The following is a 24,072-nucleotide window of genomic DNA, read 5'->3' as shown; positions in this document are numbered from 1 at the left end:
ACTGCAGAGTAATATATCGAAGGTAAAAGATTTCATAAAGAATATTTTAGCAAGCTTTGATAACAGATAGTTATTATAGAAAACTTAAGCACATTTAATATGTGCTTTTTTATTTTATACACATTAAAGAAGATTGCCTTTATGTACAACCATTACAGGCATAAATAAAAAAATGAGAAAGCCGAAACTTTCTCATTTCAAAAAAGAACTTGTTATAAAAAATTTCTTTGTCTTACGGAATAAGACGTATGAAAAACTTTTACAAAAGTATTTATATCATGATGCTAATTTTATTCTTATAAGTTTACATAATGACAAAATAAGACATATTTAATCATTATTAAAAAGAATAAAGTAATGCGCAAAATATATTTCAACCAAAAAATAATGAGCAGATCTATAACTAAAAAAAATCCCAATACATAAAAATGCATTGGGATTTATATTTTAGGTAAGCTGCTGTAAACTAATTTACAGCGTGCTTTCCTCTTATCAAATCAACCTTTTAATAAATTCAATATTTTTATTTGTTAAGAATAACAATAAACTCCGAACGTCTGTTTTCCTGATGTTCCGCTTCTGAACATGGGACTCCGTTTGTACATCTATTAATTAATTTCGTTTCACCATATCCATGTCCGCTGATTCTGCTTGCAGGGATACCTGCTTTTACGATATAATCAACAGTTGCTTTAGCACGATTTTCAGATAATTTCATATTAAAATCATCTTTTCCTCTACTATCTGTATGTGAATTAACTTGAATAGAAACACTTGCGCGTCCTCGCATTAAATCTACAACCTTGTCCAACTCTACTTTAGAAGATTCTCTAATATTATATCCACCGTAATCAAAATAAATTGGTTTTAAATTTAATAAGTGTGTCAAATCATCTCCTTGCCCTATTTCTTTTACTGTCCCATCTACAACAATCTCCAATTCTTTCAATAAATCAAAAGAAATTTCACGTTTTTCCATTGGTTTTAAAACAGGCGTAACAACTGTTTTTCCTGCAATACCAGGCTTGCTGTATATTAATTTGTATTCTTTAAAAGGATCTACATTCAAAGTGTATTTTCCTTCAGCATCTGTAGTATAGTTTCCTATTTTTTCATTTTCCGGATTAAATACTTCTACTGTTAGACCTTCTAGTGGTTTTCCGTTGTTTGTAATTGTTCCGAATATAGTAGGATGGATTTCAAAATCAAATATTGGCTCTCTGCTTTCGGTAAAACCATAAATATCATCATTCCCAGTTCGATTCGAAGAAAAGAAACCTACTCTGCTGTCACTTTGAATAACATAAGCAAAGTCATCTGCATTTGTATTTACACCGTCGCCTAAATTTACTACATGATATATTCCCTCAGGATCTTTCATTGCTGCAAATACATCCAATCCGCCTAAACCAGGATGACCATCTGATGCGAAATATAAAATACCTTTTTCATCTACATAAGGATATGTTTCTCTACCCGGAGTATTAATTTCATCCCCTAATTTAGTAACATCATTTCCTACTTTACCTTTTTTCAAACTTACCGTATAAATATCTGAATTACCAAATTTATTACCACGGTCTGAAACGAAAAACAATTGACTTTCGTCTGCACTTAAAGCTGGATGCGCGGAAGAAAAACCATCGCTGTTAACAGGATAAGCCAATTCCATTACATTTTTCCACTCTCCTTTTATATTTTCAGCAACATATATTTTTAGATAACTAGTTCCGGATTTATCTGCTCCTAACTTTCCGTCAATGTAATTATTTCGGGTGAAATACATATATCTTCCATCTTTGGTAATCGCAGGAGAACTTTGATGGTATCTTGTATTTACATCCCCTTTTAGCATTACTGGATTGGATAAACCTCCATCCATATCCACATCTGCGCTGTACAATTTCAGAAATGATTTTTCATTCCAGCTGTGTTTACGTTTGATGATCACACCAGTATCTTTTGCGGAAGCATATATAACTTTACCTTTTCCGTAAAATCCTGTTCCAAAATCTGAAACCGGAGTATTAATATTGATTGTTTTTAAGGCATAACGTCCTGACTCTTTTTGAATATCTGCCATTAATTTTGCTTCCTGCCAAAGGGAGTAATCTATTTTTCATAACATTTATTTTTTTAATTATTTTAAGAATAACAAACTGTATTTTCAGCTTAACAATTAAAAAGCATATCATCTAAAAATCAATACTTTAAGCCTAATTTTGATCGGTGTATTACCCTTAGTTTTATGGTGCAAATTTCCCCCTGTAATTCATTTATTTTTGCCTTCAGAAGTTTTTAAACTAGTATTTTAGGACATTCTTTAATTCTAACACAATATCATCAAAACATTGCATGTAAGCACTTTAACTCAAGCGCTAGTAAAATCGGGAAGTCAAACAGTATCGCATATAATATATTTTTTATGCATAAGAGTTAATTTCTTATTCCATTGTTTTTTAAAGGAATAAGAAATCCTTATATTTATAATTTATTGTCTTTTTTTGAAATTCCTTTTTTAGTATTTTTAAAAAAAATGTAGTTTTTTTAAAAGAGTATTATATTCAATTTAAGAAGCTTAACTAAAAGAATCTTGGCGTTACCAATCTATATTTAGTTGTTGTGAACAAATCAAATCGTAAGTAGATCTCATGTGATCCTGCGTTGTAATTTCCTAAATTATTGGTATCGTAATCATAAGCATATCCAATATTAAGTACCGAACTTATCTGAAAACCCGCCATTGCACTCACTGCAGCATCCCATCTATAAGCGACACCGAGTGTTAGTTTTTCATTAAAAAGAAAGTTTGCCGAAATATCAACAGCTAAAGGAGCTCCGTTTACTGCTTTTATCATAGCTGCCGGTTTAAACTGAACGTTTTCACTCAAATCAAAAACATACCCTCCCATAGCATAAAAATGCATTTCTTTAGCTGCGACTGAAATCTGAACATCGTCAAAATATTTTGTTTCAAGGAACTGAGGTACAGACAGTCCAAAATACCATTTGTCTGAATGGATATAAACTCCTGCACCAACATTAGGAGATGTTTCTGTCCTGATACCACTTAGATTAGGATCATCGGGATCGTATATATTTAGCTGGCTGTAGTCGACTTTAAAAAAATCGAGTGAAGCACTGATTCCTAAAGACAGCTTTACTGTTGCGGACAACTGTATGGGATAAGAATAACTTAAAGCCAAGGTTGTTTCTGTAGAAGGCCCAATTTCGTCATTAATGATAGAAAAACCTCCACCCTGGCCATTTGCACTAATAGGGCTTTCTATTGAAAAATTGGCTGTTTTTGGTGCGCCGTCGAGACCTATCCACTGTGCTCTATACAAACCAAACACACTTGGTACTCCACGTGTCCCTGTATAACCAGGGTTAATGGTCAAGGTATTGTACATATATTGTGTGTATTGTGACTGCTGCTGACTGAATAATGGAATCGAAGCCGCTAATAATACTAATAGTAGAATTTTTTCTTTCATGAGGAAGATTTTTATTTTGTTAATTATCAATCCTTTTCAGAATACTTTATATCAATAGATATAGTAATCTGTAATAGGCATAGCAATAAATAAAACAGAGAATAAAGTTTTAAGGCTGAGAAAGAAAGTGCTTAAAGAAGCTATAACTAATAACAAGGAGAGATCCTATAAAATAGCTATAGACGATTATTTTTATCGCTTTGAAAGTATACGATTAAACTATAGTAGAAAATAATTTAATCACGCTTTTAGAATGTAGTGGTATTTAAATAATTTATAGGCTTAAAATATAATCAATGAATCATTAAAAATAAATTATAGGTATTTATTTAAATTTTTACGCAAATAAATTTATAACAGCTCAGTAAAACAATTTTACAGGTATTAGTTTTACTATTTTAGACTTGTGACAAACTGACAACTCCCTTTTTTATGTTCATTTTAATAAACTTCAGAAATAGACACAGTAGATTTTCAAAATAAAACTCATAACTAATTGAATTTTAGAGATATAAAATTACGTAAAAAAATTTACACTGAAAATCTCTTATTAAAAAATATTTTTTTTACTCTTTTAAAAATTATAATTTCTGTTTCATAAAATTTTAAATTGATTTTTTTTCAAAAATAATTTTAAACATAAAATTGAGTAAAATGCGTACTACAGCAATCCACAGTGCGTTTAAGGCTCTAAAAAACAGACGAATTTTGTAAGATTTAATGGATGAGAATTCAATATTTGAAACTAAGTGCGTTTATTTTTCAAATATCGCAGCTATACCCAATTATAAAAGTTGCTATATGAAGGTAATATCATTTTAATTTTTAAGAATTTCCAGTAATCAGGATTTAATATTTAAGAATGACTTATCTGCATATCTTTATAATCAATAAATTTTATTCTTGTAATTAATATAAATAATAAACTCCTTAAAAAAGGGGTTTATATATCTAGTTTTAAAATTGAGATATCAAGTACATGTCCATTTATGCTGAATAAAAAAGAGAGAAAACGATTATTCCTGAAAATGATTTAACTTTACAGAAATACATTCGAAATAATATATAGAAATAAATAATTCTTTGAATTTATTACAAAACAAAAAAGCCACTCAATTGAGTGGCTTTTGATGTGATCCCAGAAGGATTCGAACCTTCGACCTACGCATTAGAAGTGCGTTGCTCTATCCAGCTGAGCTATGGAACCAAAATGCTTTTTTTTTAATAAAAAAAGTCGGGGTGGCAGGATTCGAACCTGCGGCCTCCTGCTCCCAAAGCAGGCGCGATAACCGGGCTACGCTACACCCCGAAGGCAAATATTAGCGGAGAGTAAGGGATTCGAACCCTTGGTACAGTTACCCATACGCTTGTTTAGCAAACAAGTCCTTTCGGCCACTCAGGCAACTCTCCAGCTCAAGGAACGTGTCCTGTTTTGCGGTGGCAAAGGTATGACAACATTCCATATCTCACAACTATTTTTGTAATTTTTTTAATCTTTTTTCGATCTTTTTTTAAAAAGACTTCACAATCAAACATATAGAATTAATAAAAATTTCATCTTAATTTAAAATATACCCGATTCAATACAAAATTTGAATTTATTCAAATAATGAGTAAATTTGCTAGATTAACTATTATCACCACAGAAAATGAACAAAAGAGTTGTTATCGTTTCTGCCGTTAGAACACCTATCGGAAGTTTCATGGGAGGTTTATCTACCGTACCCGCACCAAAATTAGGAGCTGCCGCTATAAAAGGAGCATTAGAAAAAATTAACCTTGACCCAAAATTAGTTGATGAAGTTTTTATGGGGAACGTTATTCAGGCCGGAGTTGGACAAGCGCCAGCACGCCAAGCTGCACTTTTTGCCGGTTTGTCTGAAGAAGTTGCCGCAACAACTGTAAACAAAGTTTGTGCCTCTGGAATGAAATCTGTAATGTTAGCAGCTCAGGCAATCGCTTGTGGAGACGCTGAAATTGTAGTTGCCGGAGGAATGGAAAACATGAGTTTGATTCCGCATTACGTACAAATGCGTGCAGGAAACAAATTTGGTCCTGCTACAATGCTGGATGGAATGCAAAAAGATGGTTTAACAGATGCTTACGATAACAACGCAATGGGAGTTTGCGCTGATTTATGTGCATCAGAGTATAAAATTACTCGCGAAGAACAAGATAATTTTGCCATTCAGTCTTACGAAAGAAGTGCAAAAGCATGGGATGCCGGAAAATTTGATAACGAAGTTGTTCCTGTAGAAGTGCCGCAAAGACGTGGCGAACCAATTATCTTTTCTAAAGACGAAGAATACACTAACGTAAAATTAGACAAAATACCTTCTTTAAGCGCTGTATTTACTAAAGACGGAACTGTTACTGCCGCAAATGCTTCAACAATAAATGACGGAGCTGCTGCTTTAGTTTTAATGTCTGAAGAAAAAGCAAACGCATTAGGATTAAAACCTTTAGCATATATAAAAGGCTATGCAGACGCTGCGCAGGAACCAAAATGGTTTACTACAAGTCCGGCAAAAGCTTTACCAAAAGCCTTAAACAAAGCAGGAATCGCAATTGAAGATGTTGATTATTTCGAATTCAACGAAGCTTTTTCTGTTGTTGGTTTAGCCAATTCAAAAATTCTTAACTTAGATAATGATAAAGTAAACGTAAACGGTGGTGCAGTTTCTTTAGGACATCCGCTGGGTTGTTCCGGAGCCAGAATCATTGTAACTTTACTAAATATTTTAGAACAAAATAATGCCAAAACCGGCGCAGCTGCAATTTGCAACGGTGGCGGTGGTGCTTCGGCAATTGTTATCGAAAGAGCTTAAATAATAATACTTTAAATTAGGAGTTATGTAAATTAACTCCTAATTTTTCAACTTATAAATTACCCTAAATGTTCGGAATCTGCAATCTTGCCATAGTACCCGTTCGAGCTGAAGCCAGCGACAGAAGTGAAATCGTTACACAGCTTTTGTTTGGTGAACATATCGAAATATTAGAACGCCAAAATCAATGGGCCCGAATAAAAATTCAGTTTGATGATTATATAGGCTGGGTAGATTCTAAGCAATATCAGATAATTTCAGAAGCAAATTACAATCAGTTAAGCAAAGAGGCCATTATTTTAAATGCTGATTTAATTGATTATATCACTGCGCCAAACAACTTATTACTGCCAATTCCGCTTGGTGCTTCCCTATCTTTTTTAAATAATAACGAAATCAATATTTCAAATTTTGATTTTGAAGGAACAAAAACCAGCGGTGTAAAACCAAAAAGTGCTTTAATAAATACAGCTTTTATGTACTTAAACGCACCTTATCTTTGGGGCGGAAAAACACCCTTCGGAATTGATTGTTCGGGTTTTACGCAAATGGTTTACAAACTAAACGGCTATAAAATTCATCGCGATGCCTCGCAACAAGCTTTAGAAGGCGAACCATTAAGCTTTATTGAAGAAAGTGAAGTCGGCGATTTGGCTTTTTTTGATAATGATGAAGGAAACATAATTCACGTCGGCATCATTATGGAAAATAATTACATCATTCACGCAAGTGGAAAAGTACGTATCGACCGTTTAGATCATACCGGAATTTACAATCCAGAAACCAACAAACACACTCATAAACTGAGAGTTATTAAGAAGATTATATAGTTTTTTTTTGCCACGAATTACACTAATTTCTCGAATTATTTTTCAATCTGTGTAATCTGAAGCAAAAAATCAAGTATAAAACTGATAAAAAATTGGTGCAAATTAGTGTAATTCGTGGCTAAAAAAAATCACGCACTCAACCGAATCGTTTTTCTAAATTCAGAAGGACTATACCCTTTTTGTTTTCTAAAGAATTTATTAAAATGGCTTTCATCCGTAAAGCCAAATTCAAAAGCAATCTCATTAATACGTTTTTCGCTAAACTGCAAACGATGTTCAATCAGTTTTGTTTTATAATTGCTGATGTACTGCTGCATCGTTTCGCTGGCATGCTTCTTAAAATAACGGCCTAAATACGTATTCGAAATTCCAAAATAATCACTGATGTATTCCGCTTTTATTTTTTCCGGATAATAAATATTGTTCTGAATATATTGCAGAATATCCATCGCTTTAGCCTCAGTTTTAATTGTCACTTGCTCCGGAAGATATTTGGCGATATTTCTGGCTACAATAATAATCAGCGTATTAACCAATTGCTGAATCAATTCCTGATTATAAACATCTTTATCCTGATGTTCACGGCAAATTGCCTCAATCATCACTTTCACCAGACATTTATCAGCATCATTTTTAAGAATGCAACCTGGCTGATGATTCGCATTTTGAAGAATATATTCCAAACGCTGAATGTTTTCATTTTGCAGGCTGGAATTCTTTAAATAAATATCATTAAACCTTAAAAAGAAAAAATTCGTTTTGGTTTCAATTGTAAAATTATGACAATCTTCAGGCGTCAATAAAAACAAATGTCCGGGATCATAAGTGAAAATATTTTTATTAATACACTGCGAACCAGTTCCTTCTAAAATATAAACCAATTCAAAAAAATTATGACGATCGCCAACTTCCGGATATTCATCCAAAGTTTCAAATGAGACAGTAAAAGGCTGGTATAAATTTTCTTTTTTCATTTTTCAAATTCTTAGAAGATGCAAATATACCTAAAAAACACAAATATATACCAATTAAGAATCGAAAAAACAGTATAATTTTGCCAAATCAAATTAAACGAAAATAATTAAACTCATGGAATATAGAAAATTAGGCAACAGTGAACTTGAATTATCAGCTATAACTTATGGTGCATTTGCAATTGGAGGAACGATGTGGGGCGGAACCGAAAAGAAAGAATCAATCGACTCTATTCACGCCTCAATAGACAACGGCGTAACTACTATAGACACTGCTCCTTTCTACGGTTTTGGTTTAAGCGAAGAAATGATTGGCGAAGCTGTTAAAAGCCAAGATCGCTCAAAAGTGCAACTTTTAACCAAATTTGGTTTGGTATGGGACGGAAGCAATCAGGGAAAAGGTGACTTTTTCTTTGACGCAGATGACAACGGAAAAAAAGTTCCAGTTTACAAATATTCATCAAAAAGCAATGTTATAAAAGAAGTTGAAGAAAGTTTAAAACGTCTTCAAACCGATTATATCGATTTATTGCAAATACATTGGCCAGATGCTACAACGCCAATCAGCGAAACAATGGAAGCCGTAGAAACCTTAATTCAACAAGGAAAAATCAGAGCTTTTGGAGTGAGTAATTACAATATTGCACAAATTCAGGAAGCACAAAAAACAATTCAAATTGCATCTAACCAAGTTGCTTACAGCATGCTGAACCGCAAAATAGAAGCCGAATTAATTCCGTTTACAGTTTCAGAAAATATCGGAATCATTGCGTACAGTCCGATGGAAAGAGGTTTATTAACCGGAAAATATTTCACAGACGGCAAACTAAAAGACAACGATCACCGAAACGGTTATTTCAATCAATTCGATCTTCAAAAAGTAAAAACTTTAGTCGAAGAATTAACTTCATTAGCACACGCCAAAGAAGCCAGTTTATCGCAATTAGTTTTACGCTGGACCACTTTACAAAAAGGAATTTCGATAGTTTTGGCCGGCGCAAGAAATGCAGAACAAGCCATTTCAAACGCAAAAGCAATGAGTTTTGATCTTAATACTTCAGAATTAGAATTCATCAATCAGGCGATTTCAAAATTGAAATAATATTTAACACATAGAGACATAGCTGTTCGTTGTCTTCAAAGACGTTTCACTTTCCATCAAAACACATAGCTATGTCTTAGAAACGAGTTTCTTTCCATCATCTTTTTTAGAAAGAAAATCTATGTCTCTATGTGTTTCAAAAAAATCTCAAAAATTTAAATAATTAGAATTTGGGCGTGTCCCAAGGGCCGGGCTATCCGCTAAATCTTTTTGTTTTTAAAGAAAAAACAAAAAGGATATCGCTCCTATCCCTCACGCAACTCGAATCCATTAGAAAAAAAGTAAAATGAAGAAAATATTTATAATCAACGGCGGACAAAAATTCGCGCATTCAGGCGGAAAATTCAATAAAACAGTTCAGGATTGGACAGAAGAATTTCTTTCTAAAAACAATAATTACGAAATTAAAACAACCCACATCGAAGACGAAATTAACTTGAAAAAAGAAGTAGAAAAATTCGTTTGGGCAGATTTAATCATTTATCACACACCAGTTTGGTGGTTTCAATTACCAAACCTTTTCAAAAAATATATTGACGATGTTTTCACTGAAGGACACAACAACGGAATCTACAAAAGTGATGGAAGAAGTCGTGTAAATCCAGACATCAATTACGGAACCGGCGGACTTTTACACGGACGAAAATACATGCTTACCACAAGCTGGAATGCTCCAAAAACAGCATTTACACTTCCTGGAGAATTCTTCGAAGAAACTTCTGTGGATGATGGTGCCATGTTTGGTTTTCATAAAATGAACAAATTCACCGGAATGCAAAAACTGGAAAGTTTTCATTTTCACGATGTCGAAAAAGGCGCAACACCAGAAAATATAATTATCTTTAAAGAAGAATATACCAAACATTTAGAAGCAACTTTTAAAAACCTATAATCATGATCTCAATTACCGCCATCATAAAAAGCAAAACAGAACATTTAATCGAAGTTCAAAACTTACTGACGCATCTGGTTACAGAAACCAGAAAAGAATCGGCCTGCATTCGTTACGATTTGCATACAACCGAAAACACTTTCATTATTTGGGAAGAATGGAAAGATCAGGTTGGTTTAGATTTACACAACAATCAACCTTACTTGCAGGAATTTATTCAAAAAGCAGAAAGTTTAGTTTCAACTCCAATTCAAGTTTACAAAACTGCACAAATTTTATAATTTTTTTCAGCCACGAATTTCACTAATTTCACTAATTTTCTTCTCCTGATTCAAAAAACAATTCGTGAAAATTCGTGTAATTCGTGGCAAAAAACACATTTTACTTTATTCCGCCAAAAGCGCCAAAACACATATTCTTGTGTAATATTTCGACTTTGCTAAAACCCACTTTTTTCATTAAATCCAATTGGTAATTCATAGATCTTGGCGTATCTTCTTTTTCGATATAATCGAAAACTTTTTGTTGATATTCCGCCCCTCCTATTCCTTTCAAATAATCGCCGTAACGTTGCCATGTATATTCGTTTAGCAATTCCGTGTCTTGCGTAATTAAATCCGAAATCATCAGGCATCCGCCAGGTTTTAATAATTTGAATAATTTTTCGAAAGTTGTTTCCCAATCTTCATCATCACGTAAATGATGCAAAACCGCACCGGCCAAAATAATATCAAAATGATTTTCCGGCAAAGAAACTTCCCGAATATCCCCTTGTAAAATTTCGACTTTTCCATTCGTTTCTTTTGAAACTCTTTCAAAAGCCCTTTCTAACATTGGTAAACTCAAATCGACTAAAGTCGAATTTAAATTCGGTACTTTAGAAAGCATCATCAAAGTATAATTTCCTGCGCCACAGCCAATATCCAAAACGTTTTTGGCATTGGGAACTATTCTTTTGCAGGATTCTGTAATTAATTCTAACGAAATTGTAGCGTCGATTGTGGCGACTTGTCCAGTTTCTAAATTCGAAAATCGCTCGACATCATTATCAAAACGTTCTCTAATTTCTTGTGTAGTTGATTTTTTCATGTTTTTTGCTTTTTTGTTTCTCGCAGATTTGGCAGATTTAAGAGATTTTTTTCTCCAAATATCTATAGAAATAAATCTGCCTAATCTGCTAAATCTGCGGGAGAAATTATTTTTTATCAAAACTAAATCTTTCATAAATACTTTAAAAATACTAATTTTATCAATTAACAATACTTAAAAGGTATTTATGGAATTACGACATTTAAAATATTTTTTGGCTGTAGCCAAAGAATTAAACTTTACAAAAGCATCCGAAAAGCTATTTATTTCACAGCCGCCTTTGAGCCGTCAGATAATCGAATTAGAAAACGAAATTCAGGCTCGGTTATTCATCAGAAATAATAAAAAAGTTGAGCTAACCGAAGCAGGGAAATATTTCGAAAAAGAAGTAAAAGCACTTTTCCAAAATCTGGAACAGATCACTTTAAAAACAAAGAAAATAGCCGAGAATATTTCGGGTGAATTTCGCATTGCTTATATCAGTTCGATATATTCTTCGGAGATTTCAAACCTTATAAAATATCTGAGAGAGCAATATCCGTACGTTAATTTTAAGCTTTTCGAAATTTCTACAACCAAACAAATTGAAGCTTTAGAAAAAGGAAAAATTGATTTAGGAATTATTCGATCGCCTATAAAATCACCAAAAATAAAATCGCAATTATGGTTTAAAGATGGATTTTCTGTTGTGTACAATAAAGCTTCAATCACTTTAAATTCAGAAAAAGATATTCCGACGCTCGAAAATGAAACTTTTGTATTTTTTAATAAAGATTACGCTCCGCACTATCATGAAGTTTTACTGGAATTGTGTGCTTTTTATGGCTTTGCGCCGAAGGTTGTCCACGAATCAAATAATATTAACTCAATTGTACAGTTGGTCAAAAACGGATTAGGAATTTCGATTGTTCCGTCAAATATTGCAAAGAACAATCAGGATCCGGAATTGGGTTTTATCGAATTGAAAAAGGTTAATTTATTTACGGATGTTTCGTTGATAACTTCAAAAGAAGATACATCTGAAATTACAAAAGTTGCTGTTGAGTTTTTATTGAAGAAAAGTAGTTCTCGCTAATTTTTTAATCTCGCAAAGTCGCTAAGACGCAAAGTTTTATTCCCATTTTTGTCATCCTGAGGAACGAAGGATCTCCACAAGTAACTCCGCAACATGATTCCAATCTTTGTACAGTTTCTCGCGAAGATCCTTCGTTCCTCAGGATGACATGCGTTATGATTACTTTGGTTAAAAACTTTGCGTCTTAGCGACTTTGCGAGATTCTTTCTCAAAAAAATCCAATAATCCTTCTAATCTGTGGCAAAAAAAATATATCAATACAAAAAATTCGTTACAATTTAGTACAGAAATCCGCATCATAAAAACAGAACTTTTAAATATCTTAGCAAATTATAATTCTACAATAAAATCAATAAAAAAATGGCTGAGCAATCTTCAATTCAGTGCCCAAACTGCGGAACAACTATCGATGTAAACGACATTCTAAAACATCAGTTAGAAGACAGTATCCGTAAAGAATTTCAGCAGAAAGCCAATGCTCAAAACAGAGAAATTGAGCTAAAAAACGAGCAATTCGAAAAAGCTAAATTAGAGTTTGAAGCCAAGAAAAAGCAAGAAAACGAACTCTTTGCAGAACGTTTGGAGCGCGAGAAAAAAACAGCCGAAAAAGAGATTACCGAAAAAGTAAAAACAAAACTCGACGAAGAGAACAAAGACCGTTTACTTTTGATGGAAAAAGAGCTTTCTGAAAAGTCGGATAAAATTCGGGAGCTCAATAAAATGCAGGGCGAAATTGCCAAATTGCAGCGTGAAAAACTGGAAATGAAAGAAGCAATCGAAGCCGAAGCTCAGAAACAATTGAACGCAACTTTGGTTCTGGAAAGAGACAAAATCAGAAAGCAGGAAGAAGAAAAAAACGAACTTAAAATAAAGGAATACCAAAAACAATCTGACGATCAGAAAAAGCTGATTGAAGAAATGAAACGCAAGCAAGAACAGGGTTCTATGCAACTGCAAGGCGAAGTAATGGAATTGGCAATTGAAGAATGGCTGGCAAATAATTTTCCGCTGGACAGTATTGACGAAGTCAAAAAAGGTGCTAACGGAGCCGATTGTCTTCAGATTGTAAATACACGCGAAGTACAAAATTGCGGTTCTATTTATTACGAAAGTAAACGAACAAAAGCTTTTCAACCGGCTTGGATTGAGAAATTCAAAAATGATATCAGAACCAAAAGAGCCAATATCGGTGTTTTGGTTACCGAAGTTATGCCGGCCGGAATGGAGCGAATGGGAATGCGCGACGGAATCTGGATTTGTACTTACGAAGAATTTAAAGGTTTAAGTAACGTTTTACGTCAATCTTTAATACAAGTAAGTCAGGCGGTTCAGGCGCAGGAAAACAAAGGCGATAAAATGTCGATGTTGTATGATTTCTTAACCAGTAATGAATTCCGTTTGCAAATTGAAGGAATTGTAGAAGGGTTTACACAAATGCAAGGCGATTTAGATGCCGAGAAAAGAGCAATGCAGAGAATCTGGAAACAAAGAGAAAAACAAATCGAAAAAGTGGTACATAATACTTTAGGAATGTACGGCTCGATTCGTGGTATTGCTGGAAATGCAGTGCAGACTGTTAGAGCTTTAGAACTTGATTTTATTGAAGATGAAATTGAAAAAGAAGAAGACTTAAAAGAATTAGAATAATTAATTTTAAAGTTTATAAATCAAAAAAATGGGATATTACTATCCCATTTTTTTTTTAAAACTAACCTTTTAGTTTCCTTTTTTGAAAGACATTGTCAATCCAAACTGATTAGAAAGGTAAAGCTTATTGTTCTCAATAGAATAACCAGAAGTCGTTTTTAATAACTGTAGAAATTCAGCTTCTTTTTTTGCATTGCATTTTTGAGTTTCTGATGTAAAATTCGGAAATTGAAGTTTGCCTGCACCATTTGACACCAAACTTCCTTTAATACCATTGCATCCTGTTGATCCGGAAAAACTTGTTGAAGACATTTCAATTTTTGGAAAGCTTGAAAAATCTTTTTCAGTAAGCACTTTTCCGTTTAAATTTTCTAAAATCCAGGTTTGTTGTAATTTTTTCTCTACTGCGTTTTCGTTAACCGCTGTTGTTGAATTTGTAGTTTTAGTTGATTTGCAGCTGTAAGTCAATGATACTGCAATAAATAACATTAAAATCTTTTTCATGTAAAATAAATAATATAAGTTTTATTTTACAAAAATATTTCATCTCTAAGCTATCCTTAGATCCTATAAGTTATTTTTAAACCATTCTAAGACATTTTTTTTAGCTTTAAAATCAATCTACCTTCTTAAAAACCAATAATTTACCAGAAGGATTAGAAAGCGTCAGTTGATTATTTCCAATCTCATAAGCTGTTATACTTTGAAGTGCTTTCAAAAATTCAGCTTCTTTATTTCCTTGTTGACAAGCCATTAAAGTCGAAACTACCTTGGTAAAACGCAGTAAATCTTTTTCAAAGAAAATTTGTCCTGTGACAGCATTACAGCCTCCAAAACCCGAAAATCTATTTTCTGCAGCATTAATTTCTATTCGAGGAAGCTCTTTCTGAAAATCAGTAACAAACACTTTATAACCATTTAATTCTTCCAAAACCCAAATATCATGAAGGCGATAATCTGTAATATATTTACCGCATCCCGTTAGTTTTTTAGCTTGTAAATCAGAATTATTTTTGATTTCGATTTTAGCACTATAAGGAGAAACTGCACCAGACATAGAGTCCTGGCAATCTAATTGTTGAATGGTTACAGTAGCCGAAGCTTTATCATTACTTAGATTATACATCTTGACATTAGCATCCATCGCCGGAATTGCTGTAGCCGAATCAAAAGTCAGACTTTCCATTCCAGATATTAATGATGTAAAAACTGTTTTCTCCTTCCCTATTTTAATTGCCCAGAAAGGCTCATTTCCAGACGCTTTAAAATAATAATTCATATCATCTTCTTGTTCACTCACAGCATTAGAAGTTTTGGTATCAGCACTTTTTCCAGCGGTAGATTTACAGCTTACTACCAAAAAAAGCAAGAGCAGTAATGAAAATATCTTTTTCATAAGATTACTATTTAAATATGTTTTCGTTAAAATACATGTAAAATTCTTATGAATTTACGACATTTTTTCGAAACTCTTATTTAGAATCTTTTCAAATTTAATCATAATGATAAAATAAAAATTCGATAAAATCCTAGCATACGTAAGCTATTACGATAAAATACGTAGCCTAAAAACTAAAACCCAATAATAAAAACAAATATATTACGTATTTTTATAAGTATAAATACTTATATTTGCGTAGTAATACTTAATTAAAGAAATCATGATTAAAGTAATAGTAGTTGGAAACGGAATGGTGGGTTACAAATTTTGCGAAAAATTCATTGCAAAATCCGGACAGGAAAAGTATCAAATTACCGTGTTTGGCGAAGAGCCAAGACGAGCTTATGACAGAGTACATCTAAGTGAATACTTTGGAGGAAAAACAGCTGATGATCTCTCTTTATCAACACGTGATTGGTACACAGAAAATAATATTACTTTAAATACTTCTGAATTAATTACAGATATTAATCGAAGTGAAAAAACCATACATACGCACTTAGAAAAAACACATACGTATGATTACTTAGTTTTGGCAACAGGATCGTCTGCTTTTGTCCCTCCTATTGATGGAGTAGAAAAAGAAGGGGTTTTTGTATACAGAACTATCGAAGATCTGGATGCAATTATGGCTTACGCCAAAAAAATAAAACAAAAAGGTGCAACAGAAGCTGCAGTTTTAGGCGGTGGATTATTAGGTCTCGAAGCTGCAAAAGCGGTTCGTGATTTAGGTTTAAATCCGCATGTGGTTGAATTTGCACCACGCTTAATGCCAAGACAATTGGACAAAGGCGCGAGCGATATGCTTCAGTCTAAAATAGAAGAACTAAACATTGGCATTCACCTAAATAAAGCAACGCAATATATTGACGGAAAAGAATGTATAACGGGAATGATGTTTGCAAACGACGAATTGTTAAAAGTTGACATGTTGGTTATATCTGCCGGAATTAAACCCCGCGACGAACTGGCCAGAGTTTCAGGACTTGAGGTTGGTCTGCGAGGCGGTGTTGTGGTAAACAATCAAATGCAGACATCAGATCCTTCTATTTTTGCTATTGGCGAAGTGGCACTTTACAATCAAAACATTTACGGACTTGTTGCTCCAGGTTACGAAATGGCTGATGTAGCCGCTGAGCAAATCTTAAATGGTTCTAAAACCATGAGAGAAACCATCGATATGTCTACACAATTAAAATTAATTGGTGTTGAAGTTGCGAGTTTTGGTGATCCTTTTATCGAAAATAATGATGTAACTGCGATTATTTACGAAAATAAATTAAGCGGCATTTACAAAAGAATCAACGTTACCAAAGATTCTAAAACTTTGCTTGGGGGAATTTTAGTTGGAGATTCAAGCGATTACGGAGCACTTTTTCAGATTTACAGCAATGCAATGGCTTTGCCAAAAAATCCTGAAGATTTAATTTTAGGCTCTCGCGACGGTTCCGAAGGTTCGTCTTTAGGAAGCGTGATGGATCTGCCCGATACTGCCGTAATTTGTTCTTGCGAAAATGTTACTAAAGGCGCCATCTGCTGTAAAATCTTAGACGAAAGCTGTTCTAGTTTTTCTGATGTTGTAAAAGCAACAAAAGCAACTTCTGGTTGTGGCGGTTGTAAACCAATGGTTTCAGATTTAGTAAAAGCAACTCAAAAATCGTTAGGAAAAGAAGTAAAAGAGGTAATCTGCGAGCATTTTAGCTATACCCGTCAGGAGTTATTTGATTTAGTTAAAATCAATAAATACGAGAATTTTTATGATGTAATTGATCTTCACGGAAAAGGCGACGGCTGTGAAATCTGCAAACCGGTTGTAGCTTCTATTTTCTCAAGTATTTACAACGATACGGCAAACAAACACGTAACAACACAAGATACAAACGATCGATTTTTGGCGAATATTCAACGTAACGGAACGTATTCTGTGGTGCCAAGAGTTGCCGGAGGAGAAATTACTGCCGAAAAATTAATTGTAATCGGAGAAGTTGCCAAACAATTTGATTTATACACAAAAATTACCGGAGCACAACGTGTTGATTTATTCGGAGCCCATTTAAGTGATTTGCCAAAAATCTGGAAAGTTTTAATAGACAATGGTTTTGAAAGCGGTCACGCGTACGGAAAATCGCTTCGTGCCGTAAAAAGCTGTGTTGGGAATGCATGGTGCCGCTACGGAATGGACGATAGCGCCGGATTTGCAATCGAATTGGAAAACCGTTACAAAGGAATCCGTTCTCCGCATAAACTAAAAGGAGGTGTTTCGGCCTGCATTCGCGAATGCGCAGAAGCCCGCGGAAAAGATTTTGGTTTAATTGCTGTTGAAGGCGGCTGGAATTTATACATCGCCGGAAACGGTGGTGCAAACCCAAAACATGCCGTTTTATTAGCCGAAAAAATTGACAAAGAAACCGTAATCAAATATATGGATCGTTTCTTAATGTATTACATCCGCACCGCTGGTCCGCTGATTAGAACGTCAACCTGGTTAGAAAAATTAGACGGAGGTTTAGAATATTTAAAACAAGTAATCATCGAAGACAGTTTAGGAATCTGTGAAACACTTGAAGCAGAAATGCAAACGATGGTAAATACTTTTGAATGTGAATGGAAACAAGTATTAGAAAAACCAAGATTATTAAAACGTTTCAGCCATTTTGTAAACACAGACGAGAAAGACGACAATATTGCTTTTGTGCCTTTAAGAGATCAAAAAGCGCCAAAAGCCTGGTCGTAAAAGCAATTAATAAATAAAATTGCTCTCAAAGACGCTAAGTCGCAAAGTTTTATTGTAAGAATCTCAAAAAAAGACTTTGCACCTTCGCGACTTTGCGAGATTAAAAAGACAAAGAATAAAAAAAACTTTGCGCCTTAGTGCCTTTGTGGCAAAAAAACAGCTCCAAAAAAAAAGAAAAAAAACAAACGTTTGCTGTCCTTCTTACCCTCTTTTTTACTGCGCCATCATAACTCTCTTGATTGTAAAAAGAGGGATAAGAAACAGGAAACAAAAATGAAATTACAATGGAAGAAATTTTAAATCAATACGAAACCGTACATCCAAACGATGCCAAAATCTGGTTTAAAGCTGGAAATGTAAGTGATTTTCCGACCAATCGAGGCGGATGCATCAAATACAAAAACAAACAAATTGCGATTTTTAATTTTGCCCGCCGTAACGAATGGTACGCCTGTCAAAACGCATGTCCACATAAAATGGAAATGGTTTTATCCAGAGGGATGACCGGTTCTACAGACGATATTCCGAAAATCGCCTGCCCGATGCACAAGAAAACTTTTTCGCTTGTAGATGGTTCTAACTTAAACGGCGACGATTTTAAAATTGCAACTTATCCGATAAAAGTTATTGAAGACGAGGTTTTTGTAGGCTTTATGGATTAATTTTTACCGCAATCTTGTCATTGCGAGGAACGAAGCAACCTCACTAACAATAATCCTCAATCTTGTCATTTCGACGAAGGAGAAATCTCCGCGAGTAGCTCCGTAAAGTTTGATTTAGATTGTCGAGTTTCTTGCGGAGATTTCTCCTTCGTCGAAATGACAAACTACTTTAAAAATTAAAAACGTAAGCCTATTTCCGTATCTTTGAAATCTATTATCAAACCAAAAAATGACTACACCTTTTCAAAAAGCCAGCGAATGGATTGATGCCGAAAACGCACAAGATCCAAACATCGAAACCCATCAAAATACCGAATATCCAAAAGAATTATTGTATTCTAACAGGATGTACGAAAAGCTTTTACAGTTTGAACCAAACGCTTCAGAAGAAGTACAAATTGCTTCAAAAGCACAACATATCTGCCGATGGAAAGTCGCACGCGAATCGTACCCAATGGATCGTGTTGGTTATTTGAAATGGAGAGGTGATTTGAAAAAATTTCACGCCGAAACTACTGCCGAAATTTTAGAAAAAGCGGGTTACGATCAAACTTTTATCGATCGTGTTTCTTTTTTAATTGAAAAAAAATTACTTAAAAAAGATGCCGAAACACAACTTCTTGAAGATGTAATTTGTCTGGTATTTTTAGATTATTATTTAGAACCTTTCGTTTTAAAACACGACGAAGAAAAACTAAAAAACATCATTAAAAAAACCTGGGATAAAATGTCTGAAAAAGGACATGCCGAAGCCTTAAAAATTAATTATTCAGAAGAAAACCTAAACCTAATAAAAGCTTCTTTAGGTTTATAATAAATATGAAAAAAAGCAATCAGGAAGCTGTAGAAAAAATCACTTTCAAAAATTTACGACGACTGTATTTTTTTGCGCTTCTTACTATTGCCTTAACTATAATTATCAGTCAGTTTTTAGTACAATACAATCTGAATCAGCAGTTAAGCGATTCTAAAATCATTAATTTTTCTGGTAAACAAAGAATGCTGAGTCAGAAGATTGTAAAAGAAGTCCTGATTTTACATTACGTTTCTGATACCGCTTCCGCTGAAAAAATTTCGCATTTAAGAGAAGTACTTTTACTTTGGAAAAAAAACCAAAACGCATTAGAAAATGGAAATGACAGCTTGGCTTTTCCAAAAGAAAAAAGCGAAACGCTTAATAAATTATATCTCGAAATCAATCCGATTTTCAATAAAATTGCGCAATCGACCGATTCTTTTTTATTGAATGTAAAGCAAAAAAAACAATCGGAAGAAAATCAAAAATTCGTTCAGACTATTCTTGGAAACGAAGGTTTTTTTCTTTCGAAAATGAATGAGATTGTAACGCAATACGATCTCGAAGCGCACGAAAAAGTTACGGAACAACGCCGAATAGAATATTGGATTTTTGGTTTTACACTTTTGGTTTTACTTCTGGAATTCTTCTTTATTTTTAAACCAACGAACAAAAAAATCGAAAGGTTAATTGCAAAATTGCTGCAGTCAGAAAAGAAAGCTTTAAAACTCGCTTACGACACTGAAATCATCAGCGAAATAAAAGAAAACTCCGTAAAAGAATTAAAATCACTCAATTACGCAATGGAAAACACATTGCTGTATTGCAGAATTGCGCCTGACGGTTCGATCATTCATATCGGAGAAAAATTTGCCAAACTTTTAAATTACACCAAATTTTCTTCCAACAAAAAATTCTCTGAAGTTTTAACCACCGATGAAAAAGAACAGCTGAATATTGACCGCATTATTTTTGAAAAACAAAGAAGTGGCTGGCAAGGCGAAATCAACATTGTAAATAAAGAAGCCCAAAATATTTGGCTCGATTTATCGATGGTTCCGGTTACTATTAAAAAAGACGAACTTGAACTTTTAATTGTTTGTTTTAATATCACCGAACGCAAAAAAGCGCAACGCGAAGTTGAGCGTTTAAATATCGAAAACAGCACGGAAAAAATCAATCAGCAAAAGATAATTTCAAGTAAAATTGTTGAAAATCAGGAAAACGAGCAAAACCGAATCGCTAAAGAAATTCATGACGGAATCGGTCAAATGTTGACAGGTTTAAAATTTAGTTTAGAAAGCATCAATCTGGACGACAGGGAAAAATCGGAGCAAAAAATTGAATATTTAAAAAAGCTTTCACTAGACATTATAAAAGGTGTTCGTACCGCAACTTTCAATTTAATGCCACCGGAATTAAGCGATCACGGAATCGTTTCATCACTTTCAAAATTAACTCAGGAACTCTCAAAACTTACCGGAAAAGAAATCCTTTTTTACAACAAAACCGATTTTGACCAGCGTTTAGATTCTTTAATAGAAATCAATATTTACCGACTAACGCAAGAGGCCATAAACAACGCCATAAAATACGCAGAATCGTCGCATATTATTGTACAACTTTCGCACAGCGCAACACTACTAAGTATAATTATAGACGACAACGGAAAAGGTTTCGATATAAATTCCGTAGACAAAAAACGCAACAGCGAATCCGGAATGGGAATGTTGTTTATGAAAGAAAGAATTCAGTACATCAACGGCCGTGTTTTCTTCAAATCAATTCCCGGAGAAGGAACGAGGATTACATTTAATATTCCGATTTAGAAATTAGATAATTAGATAATTTGGCAATTTGAAAATTAGATAATTTCATATCAAACTTATAACTCCATTTTGTCAGGCTGAGCGAAGTCTAAGCCCCGCAGCCAAAATCCATAATCTAAATTTTAATTCCAAAATTCCCTAAAAATTTTTATCAAGCTACTTGCGAAGATCCTTCCTTCGTCACGATCAAACGATCGCAAAAACTTGAAACCTGAAACTTAAAACCTGAAACCTGAAAACCATTTTACATTTCAACATTAAAATTTCTAATGTTAGAAATTATCAATCTAAAAAATTACGTATATTAGCATCTTCTTTTTAGATGAATATACGTAAAAACCCAGAATTCAAATTAAGTAAATTATGAGTAATATCATTCGTGTAGTGCTGGCAGATGACCATGTTTTCGTTAGAGACGGAATAAAATCTTTACTGGAAAACGAAGCAAACATTGAGGTTGTGGGCGAAGCTATTGATGGAGCCGATGCTTTGGAAGTAGTTGCTGCAAGTCAGCCTGATTTACTTATAGTAGATATTCGTATGCCGAATTTAACGGGTATCGAGGTAGTAGAAAAACTTAGAAGCGAAAACAGTACTGTAAAAATCATCATGCTTTCTATGCACGAATCTGAAGAATACGTACTTAAATCCATAAAAGCCGGTGCCGATGGATATTTACTAAAAGGTTCGAGCAAAGACGAATTCCTAAAAGCTTTGCACACCGTTTCTGGCGGAGGTAAATACTTTAGCGGTGATATTTCATCTATTTTAATTAGTCAATTAACGACTGGCGTATCTCTTGAACCTAAACAAAATTTAGGAGAGGAAATGATGATTACCAAAAGAGAGAAAGAAATCCTAACACTTTTACTCTCTGGTAAAGGAAATAAAGAAATTGCCGAAGCTCTTGAAATCAGCAAGCGAACGGCTGAAGTTCATCGTTTTAATTTAATGAAAAAGCTGAAAGTAAAGAATTTAATGGAGCTTTCTAATAAAGCTACAGAATATTCACTTTTATAAAACTGCTTAAAAGCCAAAAATCAGCATTAAAAATAGCATTTTAACAAAATAGCAAATCAATTTTGTTAAGTTGGCAAAACTTATTTTTGAGCTAAAAATACTTAAGTAAAAATACGTATTAATACTTAATTAGTACTTACATTTGATAAAACAAATTTAAGTACTATGAAAAATACAAACTCTTTATCGCAATCGCATAAGATTCTTTTTTTGAATACACTTGCGTTCACAGTATGTTTTGCGTGCTGGACATTAAATGGTGTTCTGGTTACGTTTTTGGTAGACAACGGTATCTTCCACTGGAGTGTTATACAAGTAGGCTGGTTATTAGGAATCCCGATTCTAACAGGCTCTGTAATGCGTTTGCCAATTGGAATTTTGACTGATAAATACGGTGGAAAATATGTTTACTCTTTCCTGCTTCTCCTCTGCTCTATTCCTCTTTTTTTGCTGCCTTTTGCTAATAGCTTTTTCTTATTTGCACTTTTAAGTTTTCTCTTCGGAATGGTCGGAACCAGTTTTGCTGTCGGCATTGGTTTTACTTCTGTCTGGTATCCAAAAGAATGGCAGGGAAGAGCACTTGGAATCTTCGGAATGGGAAATGCAGGTGCTGCAATTACGACTTTTATTGCGCCTTCCCTACTAAATCATTTTTCTGCTGAAGATCCGGCAAATGGCTGGAAAATTCTCCCGGTGATTTATGCCGTAGCTTTACTTGTTATTGGAATTATCTTTTTGATTTTCACTAAAAACAAAAAAAATGAAACGCAGACTAAAAGTGTTTCTCAAATGATTAGCTCTCTAAAAAGTGTGCGTGTATGGCGATTTGGAGCGTATTATTTCTTGGTTTTCGGCTGTTTTGTGGCTTATTCGCAATGGCTGCTTCCAAACTTTATGAATGTGTATCAAACCAGTTTGGTTATGGGCGGTTTGTTTGCCACAATGTTTAGCCTTCCTTCTGGCGTAGTCCGTGCTTTTGGAGGTTATTTATCAGATAAATTTGGAGCACGAAAAGTGATGTATTGGGTTTTAGGATCATCTGTAATTTTAAGCGCCTTTTTAATGATTCCGAAAATGGAAATCACAACTGCCGGCCCTGGAATTCTGGCGGCTAAAAAAGGTGTCGTAAACGAAATTACAGCAAGTACAGTAAAAGTTGGCGAAAAAGAATATCCAATTTTGCAGAAATCTTCGATAATGAACGAAAGTTCTATTTTTCCAACTTCATCCAGCTGGCAGAATGTAGTAGTTTCTCCAAATCAGAATATTGCTAAAAAAGAATTGATTGCAAAGGGAGTTACAACCATAAAATTTGATGCAAATATGTACGTTTTCTTAATTCTGGTTATTCTTATTGGTATTTCATGGGGAATTGGAAAAGCGGCAGTTTACAAATACATCCCGGATTATTTCCCGAATTCTATTGGTGTAGTCGGCGGTATGGTAGGAATGATCGGCGGACTTGGAGGTTTCTTCGGACCAATTATTTTTGGATATCTTTTGACTACAACCGGAATATGGTCAAGTTCCTGGATTTTCATTTTCGCATTTTCATCGATCTGCCTGATTTGGATGCATGTAGTGGTAACGAATATGAGCACAGAGAAACAACCTATTTTAACTCCGATAGTAGAGAATTAAAGCTTTTATCATTGT

At 33.9% G+C, this 24,072-nt stretch carries 19 protein-coding genes and 3 tRNA genes; 13 read left to right on the top strand and 9 right to left on the bottom strand.

What is annotated here, in order from left to right; genetic code table 11:
- Positions 1–523: 523 nt before the first annotated feature.
- From EV144_RS14000 to EV144_RS13980, 5 genes are all read right to left on the bottom strand, one after another.
- Entirely contained in the window at positions 524–2,083 is a 1,560-nt protein-coding gene (locus tag EV144_RS14000; RefSeq protein WP_134149720.1) for an OmpA family protein, read from the bottom strand.
- A 499-nt stretch (positions 2,084–2,582) separates the two neighbouring features.
- A complete protein-coding gene (locus tag EV144_RS13995; RefSeq protein WP_134149719.1) occupies positions 2,583–3,497 on the bottom strand; it encodes a type IX secretion system membrane protein PorP/SprF in 915 nt (304 codons plus the stop codon).
- A gap of 1,133 nt (positions 3,498–4,630) precedes the next feature.
- Positions 4,631–4,704: transfer RNA gene (locus EV144_RS13990), tRNA-Arg, on the bottom strand.
- Between the two features lie 27 nt (positions 4,705–4,731).
- Positions 4,732–4,806: transfer RNA gene (locus tag EV144_RS13985), tRNA-Pro, on the bottom strand.
- 14 nt (positions 4,807–4,820) lie between these two features.
- Positions 4,821–4,907: transfer RNA gene (locus EV144_RS13980), tRNA-Ser, on the bottom strand.
- A 239-nt stretch (positions 4,908–5,146) separates the two neighbouring features.
- Between EV144_RS13980 and EV144_RS13975 the strand changes: the two genes are divergently transcribed.
- Positions 5,147–6,325, top strand: a complete 1,179-nt coding sequence (locus EV144_RS13975; RefSeq protein WP_134149717.1) for an acetyl-CoA C-acyltransferase — start codon at positions 5,147–5,149, stop codon at positions 6,323–6,325.
- Positions 6,326–6,393: 68 nt separating this feature from the next.
- Positions 6,394–7,155 (top strand): C40 family peptidase, encoded by a 762-nt coding sequence (locus tag EV144_RS13970; RefSeq protein ID WP_134149716.1) that lies wholly within the window; start codon positions 6,394–6,396, stop codon positions 7,153–7,155.
- A 128-nt stretch (positions 7,156–7,283) separates the two neighbouring features.
- On the opposite strand, the gene EV144_RS13965 is transcribed toward EV144_RS13970, so the two are convergent.
- Positions 7,284–8,129, bottom strand: a complete 846-nt coding sequence (locus tag EV144_RS13965) for an AraC family transcriptional regulator (protein ID WP_134149714.1) — start codon at positions 8,127–8,129, stop codon at positions 7,284–7,286.
- 115 nt (positions 8,130–8,244) lie between these two features.
- Here EV144_RS13965 and EV144_RS13960 point away from each other — a divergent pair, with 115 nt between their 5' ends.
- The 3 genes from EV144_RS13960 (at position 8,245) to EV144_RS13950 (ending at position 10,404) form a co-directional block, all read left to right on the top strand.
- Entirely contained in the window at positions 8,245–9,231 is a 987-nt protein-coding gene (locus EV144_RS13960) for an aldo/keto reductase (protein WP_134149713.1), read from the top strand.
- 286 nt (positions 9,232–9,517) lie between these two features.
- A complete protein-coding gene (locus tag EV144_RS13955) occupies positions 9,518–10,123 on the top strand; it encodes an NAD(P)H-dependent oxidoreductase (protein ID WP_134149712.1) in 606 nt (201 codons plus the stop codon).
- A 2-nt stretch (positions 10,124–10,125) separates the two neighbouring features.
- Positions 10,126–10,404 (top strand): putative quinol monooxygenase, encoded by a 279-nt coding sequence (locus EV144_RS13950; protein ID WP_134149710.1) that lies wholly within the window; start codon positions 10,126–10,128, stop codon positions 10,402–10,404.
- Between the two features lie 100 nt (positions 10,405–10,504).
- Here EV144_RS13950 and EV144_RS13945 read toward each other — a convergent pair whose 3' ends face one another.
- Entirely contained in the window at positions 10,505–11,212 is a 708-nt protein-coding gene (locus tag EV144_RS13945; protein ID WP_134149709.1) for a class I SAM-dependent methyltransferase, read from the bottom strand.
- Positions 11,213–11,399: 187 nt separating this feature from the next.
- Between EV144_RS13945 and EV144_RS13940 the strand changes: the two genes are divergently transcribed.
- Positions 11,400–12,287, top strand: a complete 888-nt coding sequence (locus tag EV144_RS13940; protein WP_134149708.1) for a LysR family transcriptional regulator — start codon at positions 11,400–11,402, stop codon at positions 12,285–12,287.
- 360 nt (positions 12,288–12,647) lie between these two features.
- Entirely contained in the window at positions 12,648–13,934 is a 1,287-nt protein-coding gene (locus EV144_RS13935; protein WP_134149706.1) for a DUF2130 domain-containing protein, read from the top strand.
- A 69-nt stretch (positions 13,935–14,003) separates the two neighbouring features.
- Here the strand turns inward: EV144_RS13935 and EV144_RS13930 are convergent, their stop codons facing one another.
- Positions 14,004–14,438: an META domain-containing protein gene (locus EV144_RS13930; protein WP_134149705.1), complete on the bottom strand. Its 435-nt coding sequence runs from the start codon at positions 14,436–14,438 to the stop codon at positions 14,004–14,006.
- Between the two features lie 112 nt (positions 14,439–14,550).
- Positions 14,551–15,330 (bottom strand): META domain-containing protein, encoded by a 780-nt coding sequence (locus EV144_RS13925; RefSeq protein ID WP_134149704.1) that lies wholly within the window; start codon positions 15,328–15,330, stop codon positions 14,551–14,553.
- A 265-nt stretch (positions 15,331–15,595) separates the two neighbouring features.
- On the opposite strand from EV144_RS13925, the gene nirB reads away from it, so the two are divergent.
- The 6 genes from nirB (at position 15,596) to EV144_RS13895 (ending at position 24,057) form a co-directional block, all read left to right on the top strand.
- Complete coding sequence (gene nirB / locus EV144_RS13920; RefSeq protein WP_134149702.1) at positions 15,596–18,109, top strand: nitrite reductase large subunit NirB; 2,514 nt, start codon at positions 15,596–15,598, stop codon at positions 18,107–18,109.
- 284 nt (positions 18,110–18,393) lie between these two features.
- Complete coding sequence (nirD, locus tag EV144_RS13915) at positions 18,394–18,771, top strand: nitrite reductase small subunit NirD (RefSeq protein ID WP_134149701.1); 378 nt, start codon at positions 18,394–18,396, stop codon at positions 18,769–18,771.
- A 229-nt stretch (positions 18,772–19,000) separates the two neighbouring features.
- Complete coding sequence (locus tag EV144_RS13910) at positions 19,001–19,585, top strand: DUF4202 domain-containing protein (RefSeq protein WP_134149699.1); 585 nt, start codon at positions 19,001–19,003, stop codon at positions 19,583–19,585.
- 5 nt (positions 19,586–19,590) lie between these two features.
- On the top strand, positions 19,591–21,396 hold the full coding sequence (locus EV144_RS13905) for an ATP-binding protein (RefSeq protein WP_134149698.1): 1,806 nt from the start codon (positions 19,591–19,593) through the stop codon (positions 21,394–21,396).
- Between the two features lie 363 nt (positions 21,397–21,759).
- On the top strand, positions 21,760–22,416 hold the full coding sequence (locus EV144_RS13900; protein ID WP_134149697.1) for a response regulator transcription factor: 657 nt from the start codon (positions 21,760–21,762) through the stop codon (positions 22,414–22,416).
- Between the two features lie 165 nt (positions 22,417–22,581).
- Positions 22,582–24,057 (top strand): MFS transporter, encoded by a 1,476-nt coding sequence (locus EV144_RS13895; RefSeq protein ID WP_134149695.1) that lies wholly within the window; start codon positions 22,582–22,584, stop codon positions 24,055–24,057.
- Positions 24,058–24,072: the final 15 nt, after the last annotated feature.

It is taken from the genome of Flavobacterium sp. 270 (genome assembly GCF_004368785.1).
Classification (GTDB): Bacteria; Bacteroidota; Bacteroidia; order Flavobacteriales; family Flavobacteriaceae; genus Flavobacterium.
Note: the sequence above shows the minus strand (reverse complement) of the source record. Positions and strands in the feature narration are given on the sequence as shown.

What these genes read in the sequence shown, in the direction of transcription:
- EV144_RS13905 (WP_134149698.1), top strand. Translation starts at nt 19,591, where the DNA reads ATGAAAAAAAGCAATCAGGAAGCTGTAGAAAAAATCACTTTCAAAAAT.
- nirD (WP_134149701.1), top strand. Translation starts at nt 18,394, where the DNA reads ATGGAAGAAATTTTAAATCAATACGAAACCGTACATCCAAACGATGCC.
- EV144_RS13930 (WP_134149705.1), bottom strand. Translation starts at nt 14,438, where the DNA reads ATGAAAAAGATTTTAATGTTATTTATTGCAGTATCATTGACTTACAGC.
- EV144_RS13970 (WP_134149716.1), top strand. Translation starts at nt 6,394, where the DNA reads ATGTTCGGAATCTGCAATCTTGCCATAGTACCCGTTCGAGCTGAAGCC.
- EV144_RS13910 (WP_134149699.1), top strand. Translation starts at nt 19,001, where the DNA reads ATGACTACACCTTTTCAAAAAGCCAGCGAATGGATTGATGCCGAAAAC.
- EV144_RS13900 (WP_134149697.1), top strand. Translation starts at nt 21,760, where the DNA reads ATGAGTAATATCATTCGTGTAGTGCTGGCAGATGACCATGTTTTCGTT.
- EV144_RS13925 (WP_134149704.1), bottom strand. Translation starts at nt 15,330, where the DNA reads ATGAAAAAGATATTTTCATTACTGCTCTTGCTTTTTTTGGTAGTAAGC.
- EV144_RS13960 (WP_134149713.1), top strand. Translation starts at nt 8,245, where the DNA reads ATGGAATATAGAAAATTAGGCAACAGTGAACTTGAATTATCAGCTATA.
- EV144_RS13955 (WP_134149712.1), top strand. Translation starts at nt 9,518, where the DNA reads ATGAAGAAAATATTTATAATCAACGGCGGACAAAAATTCGCGCATTCA.
- EV144_RS13995 (WP_134149719.1), bottom strand. Translation starts at nt 3,497, where the DNA reads ATGAAAGAAAAAATTCTACTATTAGTATTATTAGCGGCTTCGATTCCA.
- nirB (WP_134149702.1), top strand. Translation starts at nt 15,596, where the DNA reads ATGATTAAAGTAATAGTAGTTGGAAACGGAATGGTGGGTTACAAATTT.
- EV144_RS13940 (WP_134149708.1), top strand. Translation starts at nt 11,400, where the DNA reads ATGGAATTACGACATTTAAAATATTTTTTGGCTGTAGCCAAAGAATTA.
- EV144_RS13965 (WP_134149714.1), bottom strand. Translation starts at nt 8,129, where the DNA reads ATGAAAAAAGAAAATTTATACCAGCCTTTTACTGTCTCATTTGAAACT.
- EV144_RS13975 (WP_134149717.1), top strand. Translation starts at nt 5,147, where the DNA reads ATGAACAAAAGAGTTGTTATCGTTTCTGCCGTTAGAACACCTATCGGA.
- EV144_RS13895 (WP_134149695.1), top strand. Translation starts at nt 22,582, where the DNA reads ATGAAAAATACAAACTCTTTATCGCAATCGCATAAGATTCTTTTTTTG.
- EV144_RS14000 (WP_134149720.1), bottom strand. Translation starts at nt 2,083, where the DNA reads ATGGCAGATATTCAAAAAGAGTCAGGACGTTATGCCTTAAAAACAATC.
- EV144_RS13935 (WP_134149706.1), top strand. Translation starts at nt 12,648, where the DNA reads ATGGCTGAGCAATCTTCAATTCAGTGCCCAAACTGCGGAACAACTATC.
- EV144_RS13950 (WP_134149710.1), top strand. Translation starts at nt 10,126, where the DNA reads ATGATCTCAATTACCGCCATCATAAAAAGCAAAACAGAACATTTAATC.
- EV144_RS13945 (WP_134149709.1), bottom strand. Translation starts at nt 11,212, where the DNA reads ATGAAAAAATCAACTACACAAGAAATTAGAGAACGTTTTGATAATGAT.